This window comes from Labilibaculum euxinicum (genome assembly GCF_963678175.1).
In the GTDB taxonomy this organism is placed as follows: Bacteria; Bacteroidota; Bacteroidia; order Bacteroidales; family Marinifilaceae; genus Labilibaculum; species Labilibaculum euxinus.
This window is the reverse complement of record NZ_OY782756.1, coordinates 2200839-2224564: the sequence shown is the minus strand read 5'-3', so window position 1 is coordinate 2224564 and position 23726 is coordinate 2200839. Positions and strand designations below refer to the sequence as shown.

The following is a 23726-nucleotide window of genomic DNA, read 5'->3' as shown; positions in this document are numbered from 1 at the left end:
AACATTTAAAATTTACGTGGGGTAAATTATTAATTTTGTTTTACACAACAAATAAAAACCACAAAATTGATGATTTGATAATAAAAAAGCCCTTGAGAAACAAACTCAAGGGCTTAACATATGGTATTTTACTGTTTATGCATCAATATTGGCATAAGTTGCATTCTTCTCAATAAATTCTCTTCTTGGAGGAACCTCATCACCCATCAACATAGAAAACACATGATCAGCCTCAGCTGCATTTTCAATTGTTATCTGGCGTAATGTTCTCACTTCCGGATCCATGGTTGTCGACCACAATTGTTCGGCACTCATCTCTCCAAGACCTTTGTAACGCTGAATGTGCAAAGAAGATTCTTTTCCACCACCCCATTCTTCAATTAAGCGCAAACGCTGATCTTCATTCCAACAATATTGTTCATTCTTACCTTTTTTAATCAAATACAATGGAGGTGTTGCAATATATAGGTAACCACTTTCGATTAATGATTTCATGTATCTGAAAAAGAAAGTCATAATAAGAGTTGCGATGTGACTACCATCAACATCCGCATCACACATGATTACAATCTTGTGGTAACGAATTTTCTCAACATTTGCAGCTTTACTATCCTCTTCAGTTCCAATTGTAACCCCTAAGGCAGTAAATATATTCTTGATTTCTTCACTTTCGAAAACCTTGTGCTGCATGGCTTTCTCAACATTCAAAATCTTACCTTTTAACGGAAGAATTGCTTGAAATTTACGATCTCTGCCTTGCTTGGCTGTTCCACCCGCCGAATCTCCCTCGACAAGGAATACTTCACAGTTTACAGGATCCTTATCTGAACAGTCGGATAATTTACCAGGCAATCCGGAGCCACCTAAAATTGTTTTTCTCTGAACTAATTCACGGGCCTTTCTAGCGGCATGACGAGCTGTAGCTGCCATTATCACCTTCTGTACAATAGTTCTGGCATCTTTTGGATGTTCCTCCAAATAATTAGCCAACATTGTGCTTACGGCCTGATCAACAGCAATACTTACTTCCGAGTTTCCCAATTTTGTTTTGGTTTGTCCTTCGAACTGCGGCTCTGCAACTTTCACAGAAACAACAGCCGTTAAACCTTCCCGAAAATCATCACCACTAATATCAAATTTCAATTTTGACAACATTCCTGACTTATCAGCAAATGCTTTTAATGTTCTGGTTAATCCACGACGGAAACCTGTTAGGTGAGTTCCACCCTCTATTGTATTGATATTATTCACATAAGAGTGAATATTTTCAGAATAAGAAGAATTGTATTGAAGTGCTATTTCAACAGGAACTTCATTCTTGTCTATCGAAACATGAATAGTTTCCTCAATTAACCGCTCTCTTGTGCTGTCAAGATATTCAACAAATTCTTTTAATCCTTCTTTTGAATAAAAGGTCTCGAAACGAGGTTCTCCATTCTCATTTAGATCTCTTTTATCTGTAAGATTCAAACGGATCTCTTTATTCAAAAATGCCAGTTCTCTTAAACGTGCAGCTAAAATATCGTATTTATATTCAGTTACAAGAAAAATTGAATCATCCGGTTTGAAAGTAATATAGGTTCCTGTCAAATCAGATTCACCTATTGTTTCTATCGGCGCCAATGGCACCCCTTTAGAATATTCCTGACGATATATTTTCCCGTCACGATGGATTTCCGCAGTTAAAAGTATTGACAATGCATTAACACAAGAAACACCAACCCCGTGCAAACCTCCGGATACCTTATAAGAATCCTTATCGAATTTACCACCGGCATGCAAAACAGTCATTACTACTTCAAGTGCCGATTTGTTTTCCTTCACATGCAGGGAAGTAGGAATTCCACGACCATCATCCTTAACGGTAACTGAATTGTCCTCGTTAATAAACACATCGATATTTTTACAATATCCACCCAAGGCCTCATCAATCGAGTTATCTACAACCTCATACACCAAATGGTGCAAACCTTTAATATTTACATCACCAATGTACATGGAAGGGCGTTTACGAACCGCTTCCAATCCTTCTAATACCTGAATACTATCAGCAGAATATTCATTATTCCCGTTTGGTTTCTTTTCTAAATCACTCATTTATCAGATCTTTAGTTGTCAATCAAAGAATTTAACCAATAAATCGTATGATTATTGATCAAAATCATGATCTTATATTCTAATATTTTTTTTGTACAAAAATTAATTCATTCTCAGGAAAGTTTTTTCTGACTAAACCGATAAAAACCAGTAGTGAGGAGAAAGACAAAACACACTTACTGTCAGCATGTTAATCCATTACTAAAGCCTAAAAATAAAAGTAAAACAAAGATAGTAAAAATGATGAGTTTACAGGCTGTTTTATCTAGAAAAATCGTGCTTTTTAATAGTTTTTGTCAAACTGTTTTTAAAAGTACCAATCAGAAGAGATATCTGTCCGTTTATGTTTACAATTCCATAGAATTACTTCGGCGGGGTCTTTTCATTTTAAACCTGATAATAAAACTATTAATATCATTTCCCGTTTTAGTACGCCCGTATTCGTGAAGTTCAAATACTGTAGTTACATTTTTAAAATTTTTAGGCATTGCTTTCCACATCTTGTAAAAAACAACCTGAACATTCTCCATATCGGCATTATCGAGTTTAATTTTAAGAACCTCCCTGTTTTTTGGCATTGCAAAAACACTAACTCCGTGTGAATCCCAATCGATCGATTCTTCGGCCACAAAAGCCAGATTAAGAGTATCTCTGGTGATATCAAACAGATAGGTTACTCCCATATCCTCCATTCCCATCTCCATTAAAATTTCGAGTGGCTTTTGGTCATTATTGACTGAAAGCTTCCACCGCTCTTCTTTTTGAGCACAAAGCTCACTTACACATGAAAAAAGTATAATAACGAACGGAAGTATATATCTTGATTTACGGATCAATTTACAGGACATAATTTTGATAGAGATTTGATAATACTATTAAAAATAGCAAAAAGCGTGCAAAAAACAATTTGCAAACATAAGCAAAAAATAAAAAAGGATGCTCTACGAATAGAACACCCTTCTGTAAAATGCTTTTAATGCGACCTAAAATACGACTTTCACACCCAATAGAAAATTAAGTCTCTGAGAAGGATAGCCATCCCACTGATAGTATTTGTCGGCAAATAGGTTATTTACTTTCCCAAAAGCCGTAAAATGCTTATTTAAACGATAATTCGCACCAATACTCAGATCATACACGGCATCCAATGTTTTTACAGTAGATCCCATAGAAACAGGTCTCTCGCCCAATATATTAACTCCCGCCTGAAAGTCAAGATCATTTGTGAATGCATATGTGGCATTTACATTCATTTCAAATTCCGGCTTGTGCCAGGCCTCAGCTTGCTTATCGAGAGTATATTTATTAAACCAAACTGATGAATTCAATTCCAATTTATCGGTCCAATCTATACTTACTTCAGCGCCTAAACGAAGCAAACTAATATCATCATAAACCACATCAAATTTATTTGAATAAGTAGTACCAGAATAATCTGCATTTGCTGCACCGGCATTTCTTTGCATAAAGAAGTACTGATCATCAACAGAGCTGTATTCTGCCAATAATTTAAAAGATGAGTTAGAAGACAAACTGCCTTTTACTCCACCAAACAATCTGTATTTCTGATTGGAAGGCACCACATTCAAACCTGAGTAAACGTATGGATTCTCGGCAATAATATCATTGTAATTATTCATTTTTAAATCCCCGTCCAATCCGGCAAACAGGGTCATAATGCCATCAATTGCTTCAAAATCAACAGCTATATCAGGATACAGTTTTGCTTCTGAATCGTCGCCCATGGCAAGAACGGCATTCAATCCTAATTTCAAATTCAAATTGCCGGTTTTAAGCGAATATTGAGGATTTAAGTTCCAAACGAGAGTATTCCTTTCAAACATAGATCCTAACTCTTCCATACTGGTAATTCCGTCGGTTGCAAAATAATCAAAAGATGATTTTAAACTCCAAAAACCATCACCACGACGAATTTTAGCCTCGGCACTAATCAATACATCATTCTCTGTAACGTAGATATCATCCGTAAAGTGCTCGTATTGCAAACCAACACCAAAATTCAACTTCTCTTCATCTTTAAAGGCAGTAAGGAACTCTGCATTCAATCCAAAACGATTTTGAACCTGCTCAGTATATGGAAATAAATCCACATAATTTGCTGCAACATCATCTTCTGCCGGGAATCCGAAAAAATCATATCCTTTGTGCTCGTAATACACCTTTCCTGAAACCTTTCCTTCATCCAAATACACACTGCCATATACTTCAGCCAATTGTTCTTTCCAATCGGGCTTTGCTTTCCGGCCATTTTCCAACTCCAATTTTCCGTTGGTGGAATAATGACGAATATGAATTCCAAAATCGCTTATTTTCGAGCGTTGGTTATTGAAACGATAATCCCCGAAAAGGGTTGAATAATTACCCCCTGCAAGAGTTAAGGCATGACTGTTAATTGATTGCAATGGCTCACCAACAATTCGTGCTGCCGGGATTAAAGCAGGAGAAAATCCTACGGCCAAAGGTTTTGTTTGTATAAAATAGGAAAACGAAGGAGTAAAGGTTGCTGTATCCTGAACCACCGGCAACTCACCAATTCGCTTTGATTTATTTATTTTTGGCTGATAAGCGGTTTTCACCTTCACTTCTTTATTTAAATCTCTTTCTTCCTGCGCATAAGAAACTGAACAAGCCAAGCCAGCTATCGCCACAGTGAATATGATTTTTTTGAACATTTCTTTTTTTTATTAGTGGTTAATTACTTAATATCTAATCTATTTAACATCTTCTCTAACATGATTCTCTCCTCATTTAATTTAAGAGAATCTGTTTTTACAGAAGATTTTTCAAATAACTTATTGCTTTCGGTACTGTCGGCTCCTTCGAACTGAACTTTCACTTCATTATTGGTTATTTTCTCTTCGGCCTTTTTCTCACTGGCTAAAAGAACATCCAGTTTCGCCTGAGCTCTTTCAATAATCCCATCGTTCTTTACCGCATAATTATCAACAATACTTTGCAGGGTATATCGAGCCTGAAATGGATCATTCTTCTTCATAAACACATCCGACAGCAAAAGAAAACTTTCTGCCAGCCAGTATTGATGAGGAGAATTCATTTCTATGAACCCGTTAATTTCTTTTTCGGCCAAATCGTACTTACCATTCTCAAAATAAACTTTTGCCAACAGATATTTTGACTCTGCCCCTTCGACACTCTGAGTTTCTTTGGCCAATTCTTTAAAATCGTTCGATGCCGCGACTGTATTCCCCAAATTCAAATAAGATTTGCCTCGTTTGTACTTCGCTTCCCGGATTAGCTCTTCCTTCGATTTGGCTGCCTCGAGCACATCGTTCGCCGCCTGAATGGTATTTTCATACTCCTTTAAACTATACACCGATCGCATGTATCCCACTTTGGCCAATTTCACATTCTCCGGAATCTCGGCCATTTGTGTCAATCTCGAAAATTGTTTCTTCGCCTGAGAGTAATTCTTATTTCTGTAGTTTAATTGCGATGAAGCCAGCAAAGCCCTTTCTGTAAACAAGTTGTTTGGACGATTCAGCACCTGTTCGAATCCGGCAAGTGCCTCATCGAATTTTTGCTGATTTAAAGCTGCATCTGCTTTGTAGAATTGCGCATTTAACTGAAACATTCCATTTGGGAAATTGGATAAATACTCATTCAATGCATTTGTACCTCGCCCGGTATCGCCTGACATGTACAATCGTTCGGCTGAAATATACGAAAGAGAATCTTTCTCTGAACTTCGAATTGCTCCACCTCCTTTAAACGACTCTGCAAAAGCAAAATAATCGTTCACACTATTCATATCAACATAAACATTCTTTAATCCGATAAAAGCACTTTTCTTTTCTTCGCTTTGCGGATAACTTAAAACCACCTCTTTGTAAGAGCTGATGGCTTTTTGATATTCTTTTGCGTTATAATGCAGCTGTCCTAACTGCAGCAATGATTTAGGAGCATAACTGCTATTCGGAAATTTGCCTGCCAATTCTTTATAAATAGATACAGCAGCTACCTGATCGTCCAGCTTCACTTTTGCATTGGCCAATTCGAACAATGCATCATCTAAATATTCCGAATCGGGATAAGAAGTACGTATCTGCTCCAGCAATTGTGCCTTTTCGCTTGTGTTGCCCATTAATCCAACCGAAAGAGCCTGCTGATACAATGCATAATCTGTATCCCATTTGTTGGCAATTGCTGATTTTCGGTAATATTCGGCCGCATTTTTATAATCTCTGTTCAAAAAGAAACAATCACCAATGCGGTTGCAGGCATCCGAAACAAAAGTGCTTTTTTTGTCGGATTGATTGACAAACTTGCGGAACCAATCGGAAGCTTCGCTGTAGTTATCCTGCTCGAAGTAAGCATATGCAATATTGTAATAGGCACGCTCGTAATATTCCGAAGAACCGGAACCCGGTGACAATAAAAACTCGTTATAAAGAGTCGTTGCCTTAGCAAATTCACCCATTCTGTAATAAGCTTCTGCTTTCCAGTAGATGCATTCGGCAGCAATCTGGGAATTATAAATTTTGTACTGCAAAGCGGCATTAAAAGATTCAATTGCCTTGCTGTAATTCAACTGCTTCATCAACTCTAAACCACGCAGCCAGGAAACTCTTTGGTAAGCTCTTTTAATCTCCGGAGTTTTGTTTGCAATTTTATTCATAGAAAGTAAAGCATCTCCATAATTCTTAGTGGTCATGTACACTTTCACCAAATAATCGTAAGCTTCATCATTACGATCAGAGTCCGGATAGTTCTGTAAATATTCATCGAAAGCCTTTATAGTCTCGTTAAAAGGCGAATAAGAAAGCTCGTAAGTCAATTTTGCAAAATTAAACAAAGCATCCTGCTGCATATTTTTATCGAAATCCATTCGGGCAGTAGTTGCAAAAGCAACTTTAGCTCCTTGTTTATCTCCCAATTGCAGAGAACAATCTGCCAGACAATAATTGGCAACCATCAGCAACTCATCATTTTCGCCGCCAACCCGCTCAAATTGCTCAACTGCTTCCCCATATTTCTTTTGCTTGTAAAGACAATATCCGTAAGCAAACTTGTCCTCACGCGAAAAGCTTTTCTTTCCTTTATCCAGAAATGGAATTGCCTTTTGGTATTCTTTTAACTGGTAATGAGAAAGTCCGATCATCTTCGCAATTTCGTCGCTTCGTGTTACCGAGGCATCATCTAAAAATTGCGGAGCATATTCAATTACCTTCGCATATTTCTCCTGCAGGTAATAAATTTGCGTGATGTAGTAAGGAACAATCGGCTGAAAGGTTTTATTCTTAATCAGCTTTTCGAACCCATTCAGCGCGGTTTGATAATTCCCGTTTAAATAGGCAATGTGAGCATAGTAGTAATTTGCCGGAGCATTATATTCTCCCGACACTTCGATAATATCGAAAAAGAATTGTCTGGCCTCTTCATATTTCTTTTCTACAAAATAAGAATAGCCCATTTTAAACTGATATTCGATTCGCTGATCAGAATTTAAAGCATAAACATCAACCTTTTTAAACCATTCCAAAGCATCCTTGTATTTCTTACTTCGATACTGCTGTCTTCCCAACTGAAAATAAGCAGCCTGTTTTAAATTACTCTCCGGATGTTTCTGAATAAAAGATTTCATTTCCTCTTCGGCCTCCGGACGAAAAAGTTCGATGGAACACCAGGCCATATAAAAATCAGCTTTGGTGGCTCGATCGGAATAAGCATCCTTCTCCATTTGAATAAAATCGGCGAATTCGTGTCTGGCTCCGCCATAATTTTTGTTTTGGAACATTTCCATGGCCGATTGCCAAACTTGATTACTGCTTTTAAGGGGTAATGATTTTTGGGCCTGAACTGTAAATCCCAAACATAAAAAAAACAGGAAAATCAAAATCCACAAACTATATTTATTTCTCATATCTTCGTTGCGTGTGTAGGTATAACAAGTTAAAAAAACGTTGAATATCCAAGCCTTTCAGTGGCTGATTTCCGAATCAGATTCAACTCATAAAATCAGGCCTAAAGGTATAAATAATCTGTAAGCTTATCGTATTTCAAACGGTGGAAAGAAAGAAAAATTGCACTCTGTTTTGATAAAGAAAAGAGCAATAAAAAACCTTCTGCCGAAATAATTTTTTAGATTTGTATGTCAACACACAATTTGAATCCTAAAAAAACGAAATACATGACCGAATCTCCTATCATTGAACTTAAAAATGCAGTTATCCGCCAGGCAGATAATATTATTTTAACAGACGTTAGTTTGGAAATTGAAAAAGGAGAATTTGTTTACATCATAGGAAAAGTGGGCAGCGGCAAAACCAGTTTAATGAAAACCTTATACGCCGATCTGCCAATAAAAGAAGGAGGTGGTTCGGTTGCCGGATTTTATCTTCCTATCATCAAAACCAAACAAGTTCCTTTTTTAAGACGAAAAATTGGTATCGTATTTCAGGATTTTCAATTGTTAACCGATCGTAATGTTCATTCTAATCTGGAATTTGTTTTGAAAGCTACCGGCTGGAAAAACAAAAAAGAGATTGACCATAGAATAGAGGAAGTTTTGAGCAAAGTAAAAATGGGCAAGAAAGGATATAAAATGCCACATGAGCTTTCGGGAGGAGAACAGCAGCGAATCGTTATTGCCCGTGCCTTACTCAACTCTCCGGATATTATTTTAGCCGATGAGCCAACTGGTAATCTTGACCCCGAAACATCGGATGAATTGGCTGAATTGCTTATGGATATCAGTAAAAACGGGCGGACTATTGTGATGGCAACACATCAGCACGATTTGCTGAAAAAATTTCCGGCCCGTACGCTGGAATGTATCAACGGAAAAGTTGTTGAAATTTCGAATCCAAAAACCGATGAAGAAATAGAGATTGAATTGGATTAAAACATCAGAAAACACCCCAAACCCCTAAAGGGGCTTCACTACTTAAGTGCGGAATTTTGCGAGAAACCAGACCATACAATAAGGATTTTGAAAAATTGAGGCTAAAGCACAGTTTGATTTTTCCGCTCGCTTTTGTTTTTTTGATTTGGGCTGTTAAAATATTTGAATGGGGACTTGACCTTAATTTGTATTATCTGGGAATTTTCCCTTTGCACGCAAAAGGTTTATTGGGGATTCTCACCAGTCCGTTAATTCATAAGGATTTTAGTCATTTAATGGCCAACACAATTCCCTTTTTTGTTTTAAGTTGGGGCATCTTCTATTTCTATCGTCCGCTTTCGTACCAGATATTTATACTGTGTTATCTTACAACAAACATTCTGGTTTGGCTGGGCGCACGCGAAGCCTATCATATTGGTGCCAGCGGATTGGTTTACGCTTTTGCATCTTTCCTGTTTTTTAGCGGAATTATCCGCAATCACTATCGTTTAATTGCTATCTCTTTTATTGTGGCTTTTCTGTATGGCAGCTTATTTTGGGGCGTGTTCCCAATTCTAACTGATGTTTCGTGGGAAGGCCATTTGTTTGGTGGTTTCTCTGGAATGATTTACGCCTTGGCTTACCGAAACCAAGGGCCGAAAAAACCTGCAATTATTATTCCCGAAGATGATGACTCGATTCCTGAGGAAATTTGGAATTCGGAGGATTTTGAAGATAAGGAAGTGTTGAGGAAATGAGCAGTTAAAAAAAATAAGGAAAAAGACTAAAGGAGTGAAAGAGAGAGGGGAAATTAAATGCAAACCGATGAAAAATTACACATCCAACAATTATTACCTTAGTGATTATCTTTCAGCCATACTGATACCTATAATTCTTATTGGTGCATTATCTTATTTTCTTAGAGATAGCATTATATTTCCGGTAATTGGTACAGCACTACTAATTCCTCTATTATTAGTTGCCTGCGTGATATTTAAGAGGCTAATGAAAATTGAATTCCAAGACAATTTCATTACCGTTACTTATAAATTCTCCCGAAAAATAATTCAAATAAAATACTCTGAGATACATGAATTAACACACATTTCCGCTTACAGAGGAACCAGCCGTACTATTTTTAAATATCAACAAAACAGATTCAAAAAAATAACCACGACTTCTGTTCTTTCGGATAAAGATTTTCAAGAATTTATTATTTGGTTAAAATCCAAAAATGATAATATCGAATTTAAATTTCTCCCATCAGATTCATTGGTTAAAGAAAGATATTTGAATCAACCAAAATAAAAAGACCTCACCCTATTCCTCTTCTTTAAGGAGATGAGAACATAGCTTCGAAAACCTCCGCAATATTCTCAGAAATTGAATAAAAAAATGGCATCCTCACCTGTTGTGAGAACGCCATAAATTTTTAAACAGTTTCTTATATGGTGCGGATTATTATTTCTTGTAATACTTCATTGCTTCAGGCAAGTATGCTTGCAAATCTTTTACACGGGTTGCATCGGCAGGGTGAGTGGATAAGAATTCCGGTGGTTTTTGGCCTCCGCTCTCTCCCATTCGTTTCCAAAAATCGATTGCTTCAGCAGGATTATATCCGGCCATAGCCATAAAAATCAGACCCATTTTATCTGCTTCGGTTTCGTGAGAACGCGAGAAGGGAAGCATGACCCCAACATTGGCACCAACACCAAAGGCAGTCATCCAAATTTGTTGTGTTTCGGCAGGCTTTTCGTTTAAAGCCATTGACAATCCGGTACCCAAAGCCTGAATTCCCATTTGCTGACTCATTCTTTCGTTGCCATGACGTGCAATGGCATGTGCAATTTCATGTCCCATAACAACAGCCATACCGGTTTCGGTTTGTGTGTAAGGTAAAATTCCTGTGTAGAACACCACTTTTCCGCCAGGCATACACCAAGCATTTGGAGTTTCATCTTCAACCAGGTTGAACTCCCAAACAAAATTTGCAATGCGGTCGCTCATGCCGTTATCATTCATAAATTTTTCCACTGCGGCAGAAATTCGGGCACCGCAGGCTTTTACCATTGCCGATTGCTCTTTGTTATCGGAAAGTTTACTTTCCTTTAAAAAGGCATCGTATTGAGTTAAACTGGTAGCAATCATTTCTGTTTCGGGAAACAGATTCATTTGTTTTCTTCCGGTAATGGGCACAGTTGCACATGCAATTGCAAACAACAAAAAACCCGAAAGCAAAATGGTACGCCTGTTTTTCTTCATCATTTTCTTATTTTGATTTTAATAATTGGTTCTTCAAAAATTTATTTCCAATAAACTCAACGCTTACAGGTCTTCGACGCTGTCAGGTTTCAATTAAATTAATTCGCTCAACACTTCATATCCATTATTCTATTCTCAGAGCCTTGCCCTGATCTGAAATAGTAAAGCCCTTCAGGCTTAACAAAACAATCACTGTTTACTAATAACTGTTCTCGGCCTCCAGTTGTTTTAACAGATCACCGACCTTCGTAACAGGCCGTTTGCAGGTATGATTTTTACAAAGATAGAAAGTTGTTTGCCCATTTACATATCTATTTTGCAGCAAAGGCAAACTGCTTTCGGTTTTGCTCCCTGAAATCAAGACATTGGGTAAAAATAATTCTTCAATTTTCCGTTTCTGAACTATCGCATCTTCTCCGGCAACAACAATTTCGATGAGTGGATTTGCCAACCAAAAATACAACTGTCCCCAATTGGAATGATAGGAGATTGCCTTTTCGAGACGTGGTTTTACATTGGCAAGCATCTGTGCAGAACGCTCAACATATCGGCTGTTTCCCAAATAACTTCCTACTAAAAACAAACTTTTTGCAATGGATGAATTGGATGAGGGAATTACATTATCGAGCAATTCCATTTTACGGGCAATTAAATCCGGATCCTCGTCGGATGTGTAAAAAAACATGCCCGACTGCTCATCGGAAAAATGAAGGATAACATGCCCGAGCAAATCGTTGGCTTTCAGCAGCCATTTCTCGTTAAAAGTTGCCTGATAAAGTGCAGTAAAAGCCTCGATAGTGAAACTGTAATCGTCTAAAAATCCGTTTATTTTCGAATTCCCATCTTTATAATTACGATGCAAATGCGCTTTTCCTTTCCAAAGGTATTTTTGAATGAACTCAGCATTTTTAATGGCTCTGTTCAAATATTTTTCATCACCCAAAGCCGTGTAAGCATCTACATATCCTTTCAGCATTAGTGCATTCCAGCTGGTTAACGATTTATCGTCCAAACCAGGGCGGATCCTGTCCTTTCTTCTCTCCAAAAGAGCTCTTCTCCCCTTCTCCAAAACTTCGTCCAGCTTCTTTACGGATATTTCATACTTATCGGCCAATGCCTTTTTATCAGTCTGAATCATCAGTATGTTTCCTTCCTCCCAATTGGCCCGGTCGGTAATGCCGTAATACTCACAAAACAGTTCGGATTGACCACCCAAAAGCTGATCGACCTCAGACTTTTCCCACACATAAAATTTCCCTTCCACCCCTTCGCTGTCGGCATCGAGCGAGGAATAAAAGCCACCTTCGGGCAAACTTAATTCCCTATCGGTAAACTCCAAAGTTTGCTGAATTACCTGTTTGTATTCAGGAATTTTAGTGAGCTGATAGGCTTCGGCATACAAACTAACCAACTGCCCGTTGTCGTAAAGCATTTTTTCGAAGTGCGGCACTTTCCAAATGGCATCGACCGAATATCGGGCAAAACCTCCGCCCACCTGATCGTAAATACCGCCCATGGCCATTTTATCGAGCGTAAGCGTTACATGATTAAGCGCCGGCTGATTTTTTGTAAAATAATAGTAGCGCAGTAAAAACTGAAGGGAATTGGGCAATGGGAATTTTGGCGCCCAATTGTTTCCCCCTTCACGGGTATCGAATTCGGATTCCCACTGGCGAAAGGCTTTTTCTAAATCTGCGGCAGCGAACCGGGATACCTCTTCTTTTACTGCAATTATTTCGTTTTCACGGATTCCCCCGGCCAACTGATCGGCCACCTTCTTTACTTTATCCTGTTTATTGATCCATGCATTTTGAATTCCTTTCAGCACATTCATCCAATTATCGGCAGGAAAGTAAGTGCCTCCAAAAAACGGTTTCCCACCGGGCATGGCAAAACAGTTCAAAGGCCAGCCACCACTGCCGGTCATCATTTGCAAGGCATCCATGTAGATCTGATCGATATCGGGCCGCTCCTCGCGATCGACTTTTATGCAGACAAAAAATTCGTTCATCAGCCTGGCAACCTCCTCGTTCTCGAAACTCTCGCGCTCCATTACATGACACCAATGACAGGCGGCATAACCAATGCTCACCAATATTGGTTTGTTCTCGTTTTTGGCTTTGGCTAAAGCCTCTGCGCCCCACGGGTACCAATTCACAGGATTGTGTGCATGTTGCAGTAAATAAGGACTATTCTCCTTTATTAAATGATTTGTATGTGTGTGATTCATTGTTTGATCGTGATTTTGAGAACGAGCCAGACTTACTTTTACAAGCACAAGCGATAAAAGCAGCACTACCCGTATCAATTTAATCCTCATCGTTTCCCTTGTTTTTAAAGCAAACTAAAGATATAAAATTATTTTTAATCATTTTAAATAAGAATGCAACAAACGGGTTGCTGCAAACGAATAAAATCGTATCAATTTATGAACCCACAGCGCCTGTTCCGGATTGTATAGGAACAGGCTTTTTTTAGATCTGATTGTTCGCTCTGCAATTTTGCAGACAAATTTCTCTCAATCAATATCAATAGTGATAAAACCTGACAAATTGATTTTTTGCCCCGTGCTAATAGTAGCAAAGCATGAAAAAATGATTTTTTGCTTCATGCTAATTGTAGCAAAGCATGAAAAATTGGTTTTTTACTCCATGCTAATTGTAGCAAAGCCCGAAAAATTGGTTTTTTGCACCGTACTAATAGTAGCAAAGCATAAAAAATTGATTTTTTGCCCAATGTACAAAGTACAATGCACGAAAACTTGAATTTTGACTCAATGTACTGAATACAAAGCCTGAAAACTTGAGTTTTGACTCAATGCACTGAGTACAAAACTTGAAAACTTGAGTTTTGACACAATGTACTTGAGTGCAAAGCTTAAAAACTTGAGTTTTTGCCCGATGTACTCAGTACAAAACAAAAAATGATCCTTTGAAAACTCAATAAATATAAAAACAAATCAGTCTTTGAAATATTTTAATTTCAGCGGGCTAAAGCCAAACTGCAACAGATGAAAAAACAACTCTCCTATTTGTCCCCCGTCCCGTTCAGAAAGCCTTTTTTTATGCAATAATTCTTAAGGCCTGCAAGTTGGCAACTTTGACAGCTTGAATCTTTGTTTCGGTTTAGTACTTGATACCAAATTGGCTATAGTGTGAGCTATAAAGCTAAATGGTATAAGCTCGCGAATCTGTTTTACGCTTGAATACTGAAGAACAATCAGTTTGATTTTTCATTCAATACATTATTGCCACAAAATTATTTCTAAACAGCACAAAAGTATTGATTATAATTTGCTAAGTTTGGTATTGTAAAATTGAAAAAGGTGCACAATACACCCCCATACGGCATGTATTGTGCACCTTTTTACCTGATATAGCAGAAATAAGTGCACCTATGGTGCACAATTTAACAAGTTGTGTGTAATTTAAACAAACGCTACTACAACTAATAATTATAGATAATGAAAAAAATATTTTTAGTAATACTGACTTTGGGTATTTTATGCCAAGTTGTTTTATCTCAAAACTTTAATAAAGACAAACTGGATGACTATTTCGATGTTCTTGAGTCAAATAATAAATTTATGGGCAGTGTTGCTGTTTCACAAAATGGTGAAATTATCTATTCAAAATCATTAGGATTTTCTGATTACGAGAAAAAGCTCAAAGCCAACGAAAGCACAAAATATGGTATAGGTTCCATATCGAAAACTTTTACTGCAGTATTGGTATTTAAAGGAGTTGAAGAGAAAAGAATAGACATAAATCAAACAATTAATAAGTATTTTCCAACAATTGAAAACTCCAATAAAATAACAATTGAAGATTTGCTCTATCACAGAAGTGGCATACATAATTTCACTGACGATAAAGATTATTTGACTTGGAATACTCAACCCAAGACAGAAAAAGAAATGGTAACAATTATCGCAAACAAAGGAAGTGATTTTGAACCAAACAGTAAGTCTCAATATAGTAATTCAAACTACATTCTATTAAGTTATATCCTTGAAAAGAGTTATCAGAAATCCTATGGAGAATTATTAAAAGAATATATTACTGCCCCAATCGGATTGAAAAACACCTATTTCGGAGAGACTGTTAATAATTCCAATAAAAAGTGTAATTCATACAGATATTTAGATAGATGGAAATTAGTCCCTGAAACGGATATTTCTGTTCCAATGGGAGCAGGAGGAATTGTTTCAACTCCTATAGACTTAGTAAAATTTAGTAACGCATTGTTTGACGGACAACTGCTAAATAGTGAGAGTCTAAAGAAAATGATGACTATTAAAGAAAATTTCGGAATAGGTTTGTTTCAAATTCCATTTTATAACAAAGTTGGTTTCGGTCATACTGGAGGCATTGATGGATTTACTTCCGTTTTTTCACATTTCTCAGATGGAGATATTTCCTATGCCTTAATTTCAAACGGAACAAACTATACCAATAATGATATCTCGATTTCTGTATTAAGCGCTGTTTATAATAAACCTTACGAAACCCCTACGTTTTCAACTATTGAAGTTAAATCTGAAGATTTAGATAAATATTTAGGAATTTACTCTTCTGCACAACTACCAATGAAAATAACAGTTACGAAAAATAACAATACACTAATAGCTCAAGCTACAGGACAATCATCATTTCCACTTGAAGCAACTGAAAAAGATAAGTTTAAATTTGACCAAGCAGGAATTGTTATGGAATTTAATCCTTCTGAAAAAACGATGATATTGAAACAAGGAGGAGGGCAATTTTTATTTACAAAAAATTAAAAACTACACACAACACTTTGTATAAGTAATGGCAGGAAAAGCACTAAATATCAAGGCAATTAGCCCGCTCAAACTGCGTAGCGGTTTGACAGGAAAGTACCACGCAATCTGCCACTACTCATACAATTTACCGTTGTGCATAATTAAGAAAGACATTGCAAATGAGGAGAATAGTAAAAATAACAGGAAAAATTGTTTTATTGATAATTGGATTGATAGGAGTAGTTTATTTAGGATTTCTGATAAATGAGTATTTAACAGGGAATAAGTATGTGGATTACTTAAAGAAACATAAATTAATATCGACTCAGATTAATGATTCTATTCCGCTAAAATTCGACAATACTTTTTCTGACAATCAATTGTTTTTAGTTGGAGAAATACACGAAGTGGGAACTTCACCTATTATTGATGTAGCAACTTTTAAATATCTCAATCAGCAAAATAATATTACAACCTATATTGCAGAAATGGATATTCCACAATCCTATTATATTAACAGATACCTAAAGGATTCCACAGATTTAAGTCTTGAAAAAATACTTAATAAATGGGTTGTCTATATTGGCACTATAAGTTCTGAATACAGAGCCAAAAAATGGGGGAACCTCAAAAAATATTACCAACAATTGGATGATACAAAGAAATTTGAAGTTTATGGTTTAAATAGACTTAATGATTTTAATTTATTAAATCGACTTTTAAAAGAAAAATTGCCTCTAACTTATTCTGCCGAAATTCCTGAAAGTAAAGATTCTTTAATTAATTGGGTTTCGTCTAATATACCTCAAATAGTTAGGACTACGTCCTTCTCAAAGCAGGATAGTTTATTATTATCAAATATTGAATTTAACTGTTCGAATCTTGAAAAAATTAAATCCAGAGATGAATTTATGTATGATAATTTCCTTAGGTATTATGAACAAAATGATTGGGAATCTAAAAAAATATATGGATGTTTTGGTTTATATCATTCTTTGCAGGGTATTGATAATACCTTAGGTGGAAGAATTAAGACAAATTCCTTTTTAAGTGGAAATATGGTTTCGTTGATTGCTCTTTATAATCATTCTCATCTTACTGTGCCAAGTCAAGGATTACCAGATTATTTAGCTGATAATAATACTTATACCAGATTACCCTACAGCAACGGCAATATATTTTTGGGATATATAAAAGGTATTGAGGATTTTAAACGTGTATCGGCTAAGAACTCAATTAATTTATTTAAGCTTGATGGCACAAATTCACCGTACAATCAATCAAATAGAGGATTAGATAACTTTAGCCTGATTAAATTATTTGGAGGAATCCCAATAAATGAGAATAGAGTGACGACTGACTATATTCAATATCTTTTTTATGTGGATGGAGCTGATTGGATAAAACCTGAAGAATAAAAACTATGCACAATCGAATAGCCCGCCCCGCTAGTAATAACTAGCAGGGAGAGGCTTTCACACCACCAGAAACTTCGCAAGCTCAGTACAAACCAAGCGGGTTTATTCACAAAATAATTTCACAATAAGGTATTCATTAAGGCTTCGCCGTACGTATACGGTTCCGATACACAAGGTAAAATTTAGGCATAACAACTAAATAGCAGCAATATGAAAAAAAAGAACTGGATAATCAGAGTCGGAATATTTTTGATTATTTTCTGTATTCCTTTTTTTCTTTTCATAGCTATAATTCCATTCCTCGAAATGGAAGCGACAACCAAAATTACAATCTCAACCATATCTCTGATTATTGGCGAAGTGCTGTTTTGGCTTGGAGGAATAATGGTGGGAAAAGAGCTTTTTAGCAAATACAAAACCTACCTGAACCCTAAAAACTGGTTTAAAAAAGCAGATCAAAACAAGGAATCAGAATGATATTTTGATGACAGCCGTAAAAACTCTATTCCCTCCATTTTAGGTAGGAGATTCATAATTTAACACCACAAAATCGACAATTTTGGCAGCCAGGCTCGCCGTATGCATGTCCCTGTCGAGCGATGGATTTAACTCTGCAATATCAAAAGCAATGACTTTCTTTGTTGCGAATAAAAAACTCAACAATTTAAACACAAAATAAGGTGTGAAACCCAATGGAGAGGGCGCACTTACGCCAGGTGCATAGGCCGACGAAAAGCCATCCATATCGATGGTAATGTACAGGTAATCGTTATTGGCAATAATGGGTGCCAGTTTGTTTTTAAGGCTTTCCATTTCCATAGCTGATGATTCACAATCGTAATTAATCGAATAGTTGATGTGCTCTCTTTTGGCAATATCGAACAATTCTTTGGTGTTGGATTGCTGCTGAATACCAATGGCATAATAATCTACCAGACCGCCCTTTTCGTGGCATTCCGAAATAATCTGATTGAAAGGAGTTCCGGAATTTCCTCTCCCCTCTACCGGGCGAAGATCAAAATGCGCATCGAAATTAATAATTCCCACTTTTCGCTTCGGATTTTCCTTAACGGCATCGCGTATTCCCATAAAATGTGCGTAAGACATATCGTGCCCGCCACCAATGCCAATCGGAAATATTTTCTGTTTTATTAAGTCGGAGATTGCATAGGAAAAAAGTGCCTGACAAGCTTCCATATCGTCATCGCTGCAGACAATATTGCCGGCATCAATCACGCGTTTGGACTCGAAGTGTATGGGTAATTTGGCCAATCGGTCGCGAATCGCCTTAGGTCCTTCGTGCGCTCCCATTCTTCCGCGGTTCCGTCGTACTCCTTCATCGCAAACATAACCCAAAATGGCAATATCGATCTTTGAATCATCAGACTGCTGATTCAATTCATCCCAGTTTACAAATTCAATTTGCTGGTGCCAATACTGTTTTCCCATGTCTGGATTTGACTTGCGTCCCTCCCAGTATCCTTTTTCAGCAGGCCTGTATTCAGCATTTATCGATTCATTATCTCTTCTCTCCACAACTACAAATTCGTATATATGAAATTGGTTCAGGAAATACCTGAACCAATTCTATTTTTATCTAAAAACGATTTTTAAAAAAGATCAGTCAGCAGGTTGTCATCTACCAGATTGGGAACGGTTACCTTTAAATCAGGTGTGCGTTCCATTTCCCGTTTAATGGCAAACATCGCTTCCTTATTTCTTGCCCAGCTGCGTCGGGCAATCCCGTTGTTTACATCGTAAAACAACATGTTTTTCAGGCGTGCATCAGCTTCCCGGGTTCCGTCAAGCAACATCCCGAATCCACCATTGGTAACTTCTCCCCAGCCTACGCCGCCGCCATTGTGAATCGACACCCAGGTTGCACCTCTAAAGCTGTCACCAATCACATTCTGAATGGCCATATCAGCAGTAAACTTACTGCCGTCATAAATATTGGAAGTTTCGCGGTAAGGAGAATCTGTTCCACTCACATCGTGATGATCGCGGCCCAAAACCACCGGACCTATTTTACCGGCTGCAATTGCATTGTTGAATGCTTCAGCAATTTTTGAGCGTCCTTCGGCATCGGCATATAAAATACGGGCCTGCGAACCAACTACCATTTTGTTCTTCTTGGCATCCTTAATCCAGGTAATGTTATCCTGCATCTGCAATTGAATTTCTTCCGGAGAACTTTCCATGATTTCCTGCAATACATTCATGGCAATTTCATCGGTCTGATCTAAATCTTCAGCTCTTCCCGAAGCACAAACCCAACGGAACGGACCAAAACCATAATCGAAGCACATTGGGCCTAAAATATCCTGAACGTAAGATTTGTATTTAAAATCAATTCCATTTTCAGCCATGATATCTGCTCCGGCGCGGGAAGCTTCCAGCAAAAAGGCATTCCCGTAATCGAAAAAATAAGTTCCTTTTGCCGTGTGTTTGTTAATTGAAGCAGCATGGCGGCGTAATGTTGCCTGCACTTTTTCTTTAAACAACTCCGGCTCTTCACGAATCAATCTGTTCGATTCTTCATAGGAAGTATCAACAGGATAATATCCACCTGTCCATGGAATGTGCAATGATGTTTGATCGGAACCAATATGAATGAAGATATTCTCCGCATCGAAACGCTCCCAAACATCCACTACATTACCAATAAAGGCAATGGAAACCACCTCGTTGGTCTCCTGTGCTTTTCTTACACGGGCAACCAATTCGTCCATCGAATCAATCAAAACATCAACCCAACCCTGCTCGTGACGTTTTTTGGCTGCTTTGGGATTCACTTCGGCCGCTACGGTAATACAACCGGCAATATTTCCGGCCTTTGGCTGCGCACCACTCATTCCACCCAATCCGGCAGTTAAAAAAATCTTTCCTGAAGGAGTTTCTCCCTTTTTCAGGATTTTACGAAAAGCATTCATCACAGTAATGGTTGTACCGTGAACAATTCCCTGCGGACCAATGTACATAAACGATCCTGCTGTCATTTGACCGTATTGAGATACACCCAGCGCATTAAATTTTTCCCAGTCATCTGCTTTGGAGTAGTTAGGAACAACCATACCATTGGTAACCACCACTCTTGGAGCTCCTTTCGAAGAAGGAAACAATCCCATTGGATGGCCTGAATACAGATTCAAAGTCTGCTCGTCGGTCATGGTCGCCAAATACTTCATGGTAAGCAGGTACTGCGCCCAATTCTGAAAAACAGCTCCGTTACCGCCGTAAGTAATCAACTCCTCGGGATGCTGAGCTACTGCAGGATTTAAATTGTTCTGCATCATCAGCATGATACCTGCAGCCTGTATTGATTTAGCAGGATATTCCTGAATCGAGCGGGCATACATTTTGTATTCCGGCTTAAACCGATACATGTAAATGCGTCCAAAATCGAGTAATTCCTGAGCAAATTCAAGCGCTAATTCCTTGTGCCATTCTTTAGGGAAATAACGCAGGGCATTACGAATCGCCAACTGCTTTTCCTCTACCGATAAAATATCTTTCCTTTTAGGAGCTCTGTTCGCATCCTTCGGATATGTTTTTTTTGCAGGTAATTCGACTGGAATCCCCTGCAATATTTGTTCTTGAAATGTCATACTTTCGATTTTACTATTTCACAATAAAAGCTCTGGTCTTCACAAAATCAATCATTGCGTAGATATCATCTTTCAACACACGGTCATCTTCCAGTTTATCTACTTTACTTCTGATAATTTTGAAATTTTCTGTCATGATATCTGAAAAATGATTTGGACTTCTGAATTCCAATGCCTGAGCAGCATACATCAATTCAATGGCAAATATTTTCTCGATATTTCCCAAAATCTGATTGAATTTTCGTCCGGAAATACTTCCCATCGAAACATGATCTTCCTGTCCTAATGAAGTTGGAACACTATCTGCTGACGGAGGAAAACAAAGTGATTTATTCTCAGTAACCAGTGCGGCGGTAGTATATTGAGGAATCATAAATCCTGAATTTAATCCACCACTTGCAGTCAGCAAACGAGGCAATCCAAATTTACCTTCCAACAGCAAATAACATCTTCTGTCAGCAATATTACCAAGCTCCGATGCCGCTATCGAACAGTAGTCCAAAGCCATCGCCAAAGGTTGTCCGTGGAAGTTACCGCCTGAAATAGCTTCGGTATCGCTTAATACAATTGGATTATCAGTCACCGAATTCATTTCGATTTCAGCCAGCTCATTCAAATGATACCATGCATTTCTGGATGCACCATGAACCTGAGGAATACAACGTAACGAATATGGATCCTGAACACGTTCACAATCAATATGACCCGCTAAATTTTCTGAGTTTTCCAACAGCATACGCATGCGTTCCGCCACTTTAATATTTCCTTTAAACGGACGAATAGCATGTAATTCCGGTTTGAAAGGAGCTGCACTTCCCTGAAAACCCTCCAAACTCATTGCTCCTGCAACATCAGCCAAATCAAGAAGATATTCCATTTTATACAAACCACGTATGGTGTGAGCCAAAATAAACTGAGTTCCATTAATCAAACCCAAACCTTCTTTTGCTTCCAAACGAATAGCCTTCAGTCCATGCTTTGCCAATACTTCTTTAGCAGGAACAATATCTTTGCCGATCCAAAATTCACCTTCTCCTAAAAGAGGTAAAAATAAATGCGACAAAGGAGCTAAATCGCCCGAAGCACCAACAGAACCTTGTTCCGGAACAACTGGAACCAAATCATTTTCAATAAAAAATAAAATACGTTCAATCACTTCCAACCGAACACCCGAAAAACCCTGCGCCAATGCTTGTACCTTACAAATCATCATGATTTTAGATAGCTCTTTACCAATAGGATTTCCAACACCTACAGCATGAGTTATCAGCAAGTTTTCCTGCAATTTACTGGTTTCTTCCGGCGAAATCTGAGTATCACACAAAGGGCCAAAACCTGTATTGATTCCATAATAAGCTTTATTGGACTTCGCCATTGTTTCTACCTTGGCTCTGCAGGCATTCACTTTACTGACAGCTTCTGCAGTTAATCCCGCTTTTAGCTCTCCCCGAGCAATTTGTATCGTCTTATCAACATTTAGTCGATCAATTCCGTATTTAAACATAGTTCAAGTAGATTTATTTTTTATTACAAAGTTATTCGTAATTTTGATACCCAACAAGACTATTATTGTCATCATTTAATAACTATGAGTAATCAAATTGAGTTCAGACATTACAAATATTTCCTTGCTTTAGCCGAAGATCTGCATTTTAGAAAAGCAGCAGAAAGCTTGTTTATATCGCAGCCCGGATTAAGCCGGCAGATTAAACAAATGGAAGAAATTCTTGGAATCAGCTTGTTCGAACGCCACAACCGAAAAGTAAAACTTACTATTGCTGGCCTTTACCTGCAAAAAGAATTGACCAATAATTTTAAACGTTTGGATGAAATTATAAACCATGCTAAATTGTTACATGACGGCTTGAATGGCAATTTGAATCTCGGCTATGTTGGTTCTGCCATGCAGGATGTGATCCCTGAACTATTATTAAAATTTAAGCAAACCCATCCAAATGTTCTTTTCAGTTTAAAAGAAATGGACAACAACAAACAAATTCAGGCACTGCTTAATCATGAAATTGATGTTGGTTTTGTGAGAATGGAACGAGTGCCCAGAGGATTAAGCATTCAATCCGTTTTCGAAGATACATTTTCCTTAGTTCTTCCTAAAGATCACCCAATTAACGAATCGAACTTCACGAATTTGTCTCAATTTAAAAATGATTCGTTCATCTTTTTTGATGCTTCGTACAGTGAATCGTATTTTGAAAAAGTAATGCAAATTTTCGATGAAAGTGGTTTTGCACCATTGATTTCGCACAACACGGTTAATGCCAGTTCGATATACCGGCTGGTAGAAAATAAATTTGGTGTTTCAATTGTACCAACTTCTCTGAAATTAGGCTACGACATGGGAATTAAATTTATCGAATTGAATAAAATACCTCAGAGAACAACCTTGCGGGCTGTCTGGAACAACAAAAATACCAATCCAATATTAAATGACTTTCGTACTATGATTGATGACAAAATGATGAATAAGTAAGTTTATTAAGACTAAAAGCACCTATTTCTTTGGTAAAAATATCGCGTCAAAATTTGTCTTTACAAAATTATACTGACCTTATAACCGGGGTAAATTGTCTTCTATTAAAATTTCACAAACCAAGGAATTAATAGAATAGATAAAAAAAGCGAAGCTACTTCTCAATCAGAACATTAAAATATGTACTTTTGCGACTGTTTTGCGAAAAAGCAAGAAGAAGTGTCCT

The 23726-nt window shown here is 37.5% G+C and carries 16 protein-coding genes; 7 read left to right on the top strand and 9 right to left on the bottom strand.

Annotated features, from left to right (window positions below; genetic code table 11):
* Positions 1-135: 135 nt before the first annotated feature.
* The 4 genes from gyrB to ACY0M5_RS08965 form a co-directional block, all read right to left on the bottom strand.
* Positions 136-2097, bottom strand: a complete 1962-nt coding sequence (gene gyrB, locus ACY0M5_RS08980; RefSeq protein ID WP_101311073.1) for a DNA topoisomerase (ATP-hydrolyzing) subunit B — start codon at positions 2095-2097, stop codon at positions 136-138.
* A gap of 347 nt (positions 2098-2444) precedes the next feature.
* Complete coding sequence (locus tag ACY0M5_RS08975) at positions 2445-2945, bottom strand: hypothetical protein (RefSeq protein WP_124991843.1); 501 nt, start codon at positions 2943-2945, stop codon at positions 2445-2447.
* A 135-nt stretch (positions 2946-3080) separates the two neighbouring features.
* The gene (locus ACY0M5_RS08970) at positions 3081-4790 is read right to left on the bottom strand and encodes a TonB-dependent receptor (RefSeq protein ID WP_461631528.1); all 1710 of its coding nucleotides are present in this window, start codon (positions 4788-4790) and stop codon (positions 3081-3083) included.
* Positions 4791-4813: 23 nt separating this feature from the next.
* Positions 4814-7999: a tetratricopeptide repeat protein gene (locus ACY0M5_RS08965; RefSeq protein ID WP_461631527.1), complete on the bottom strand. Its 3186-nt coding sequence runs from the start codon at positions 7997-7999 to the stop codon at positions 4814-4816.
* A gap of 267 nt (positions 8000-8266) precedes the next feature.
* Between ACY0M5_RS08965 and ACY0M5_RS08960 the strand changes: the two genes are divergently transcribed.
* The 3 genes from ACY0M5_RS08960 to ACY0M5_RS08950 all read left to right on the top strand — a co-directional run bounded on the left by ACY0M5_RS08960 (position 8267) and on the right by ACY0M5_RS08950 (position 10267).
* Complete coding sequence (locus ACY0M5_RS08960) at positions 8267-8980, top strand: cell division ATP-binding protein FtsE (protein WP_461631526.1); 714 nt, start codon at positions 8267-8269, stop codon at positions 8978-8980.
* Positions 8981-9036: 56 nt separating this feature from the next.
* Entirely contained in the window at positions 9037-9717 is a 681-nt protein-coding gene (locus tag ACY0M5_RS08955; RefSeq protein ID WP_156195610.1) for a rhomboid family intramembrane serine protease, read from the top strand.
* Between the two features lie 67 nt (positions 9718-9784).
* A complete protein-coding gene (locus tag ACY0M5_RS08950) occupies positions 9785-10267 on the top strand; it encodes a hypothetical protein (protein WP_461631525.1) in 483 nt (160 codons plus the stop codon).
* Positions 10268-10420: 153 nt separating this feature from the next.
* Here ACY0M5_RS08950 and ACY0M5_RS08945 read toward each other — a convergent pair whose 3' ends face one another.
* Positions 10421-11221: a M48 family metallopeptidase gene (locus ACY0M5_RS08945; RefSeq protein ID WP_156195608.1), complete on the bottom strand. Its 801-nt coding sequence runs from the start codon at positions 11219-11221 to the stop codon at positions 10421-10423.
* Positions 11222-11420: 199 nt separating this feature from the next.
* The gene (locus tag ACY0M5_RS08940; protein ID WP_461631524.1) at positions 11421-13541 is read right to left on the bottom strand and encodes a thioredoxin domain-containing protein; all 2121 of its coding nucleotides are present in this window, start codon (positions 13539-13541) and stop codon (positions 11421-11423) included.
* Between the two features lie 1143 nt (positions 13542-14684).
* On the opposite strand from ACY0M5_RS08940, the gene ACY0M5_RS08935 reads away from it, so the two are divergent.
* From ACY0M5_RS08935 to ACY0M5_RS08925, 3 genes are all read left to right on the top strand, one after another.
* Positions 14685-16004, top strand: coding sequence for a serine hydrolase domain-containing protein (locus tag ACY0M5_RS08935; RefSeq protein ID WP_124991832.1), 1320 nt, complete (start codon positions 14685-14687; stop codon positions 16002-16004).
* A 155-nt stretch (positions 16005-16159) separates the two neighbouring features.
* Positions 16160-17404, top strand: a complete 1245-nt coding sequence (locus ACY0M5_RS08930) for a hypothetical protein (protein ID WP_461631523.1) — start codon at positions 16160-16162, stop codon at positions 17402-17404.
* A 210-nt stretch (positions 17405-17614) separates the two neighbouring features.
* Positions 17615-17881: a transporter suffix domain-containing protein gene (locus ACY0M5_RS08925; RefSeq protein ID WP_124991829.1), complete on the top strand. Its 267-nt coding sequence runs from the start codon at positions 17615-17617 to the stop codon at positions 17879-17881.
* A 39-nt stretch (positions 17882-17920) separates the two neighbouring features.
* On the opposite strand, the gene hutG is transcribed toward ACY0M5_RS08925, so the two are convergent.
* From hutG to hutH, 3 genes are all read right to left on the bottom strand, one after another.
* Positions 17921-18940, bottom strand: coding sequence for a formimidoylglutamase (hutG, locus tag ACY0M5_RS08920; RefSeq protein ID WP_461631522.1), 1020 nt, complete (start codon positions 18938-18940; stop codon positions 17921-17923).
* Between the two features lie 74 nt (positions 18941-19014).
* Positions 19015-21012, bottom strand: a complete 1998-nt coding sequence (locus ACY0M5_RS08915; protein WP_461631521.1) for a urocanate hydratase — start codon at positions 21010-21012, stop codon at positions 19015-19017.
* Between the two features lie 13 nt (positions 21013-21025).
* Positions 21026-22516 carry a histidine ammonia-lyase gene (gene hutH / locus ACY0M5_RS08910; RefSeq protein WP_191991590.1) on the bottom strand — a complete coding sequence of 497 codons (1491 nt, stop codon included), beginning with the start codon at positions 22514-22516 and terminating at the stop codon, positions 21026-21028.
* Positions 22517-22600: 84 nt separating this feature from the next.
* Between hutH and ACY0M5_RS08905 the strand changes: the two genes are divergently transcribed.
* Positions 22601-23500, top strand: a complete 900-nt coding sequence (locus ACY0M5_RS08905; RefSeq protein WP_156195603.1) for a LysR substrate-binding domain-containing protein — start codon at positions 22601-22603, stop codon at positions 23498-23500.
* Positions 23501-23726: the final 226 nt, after the last annotated feature.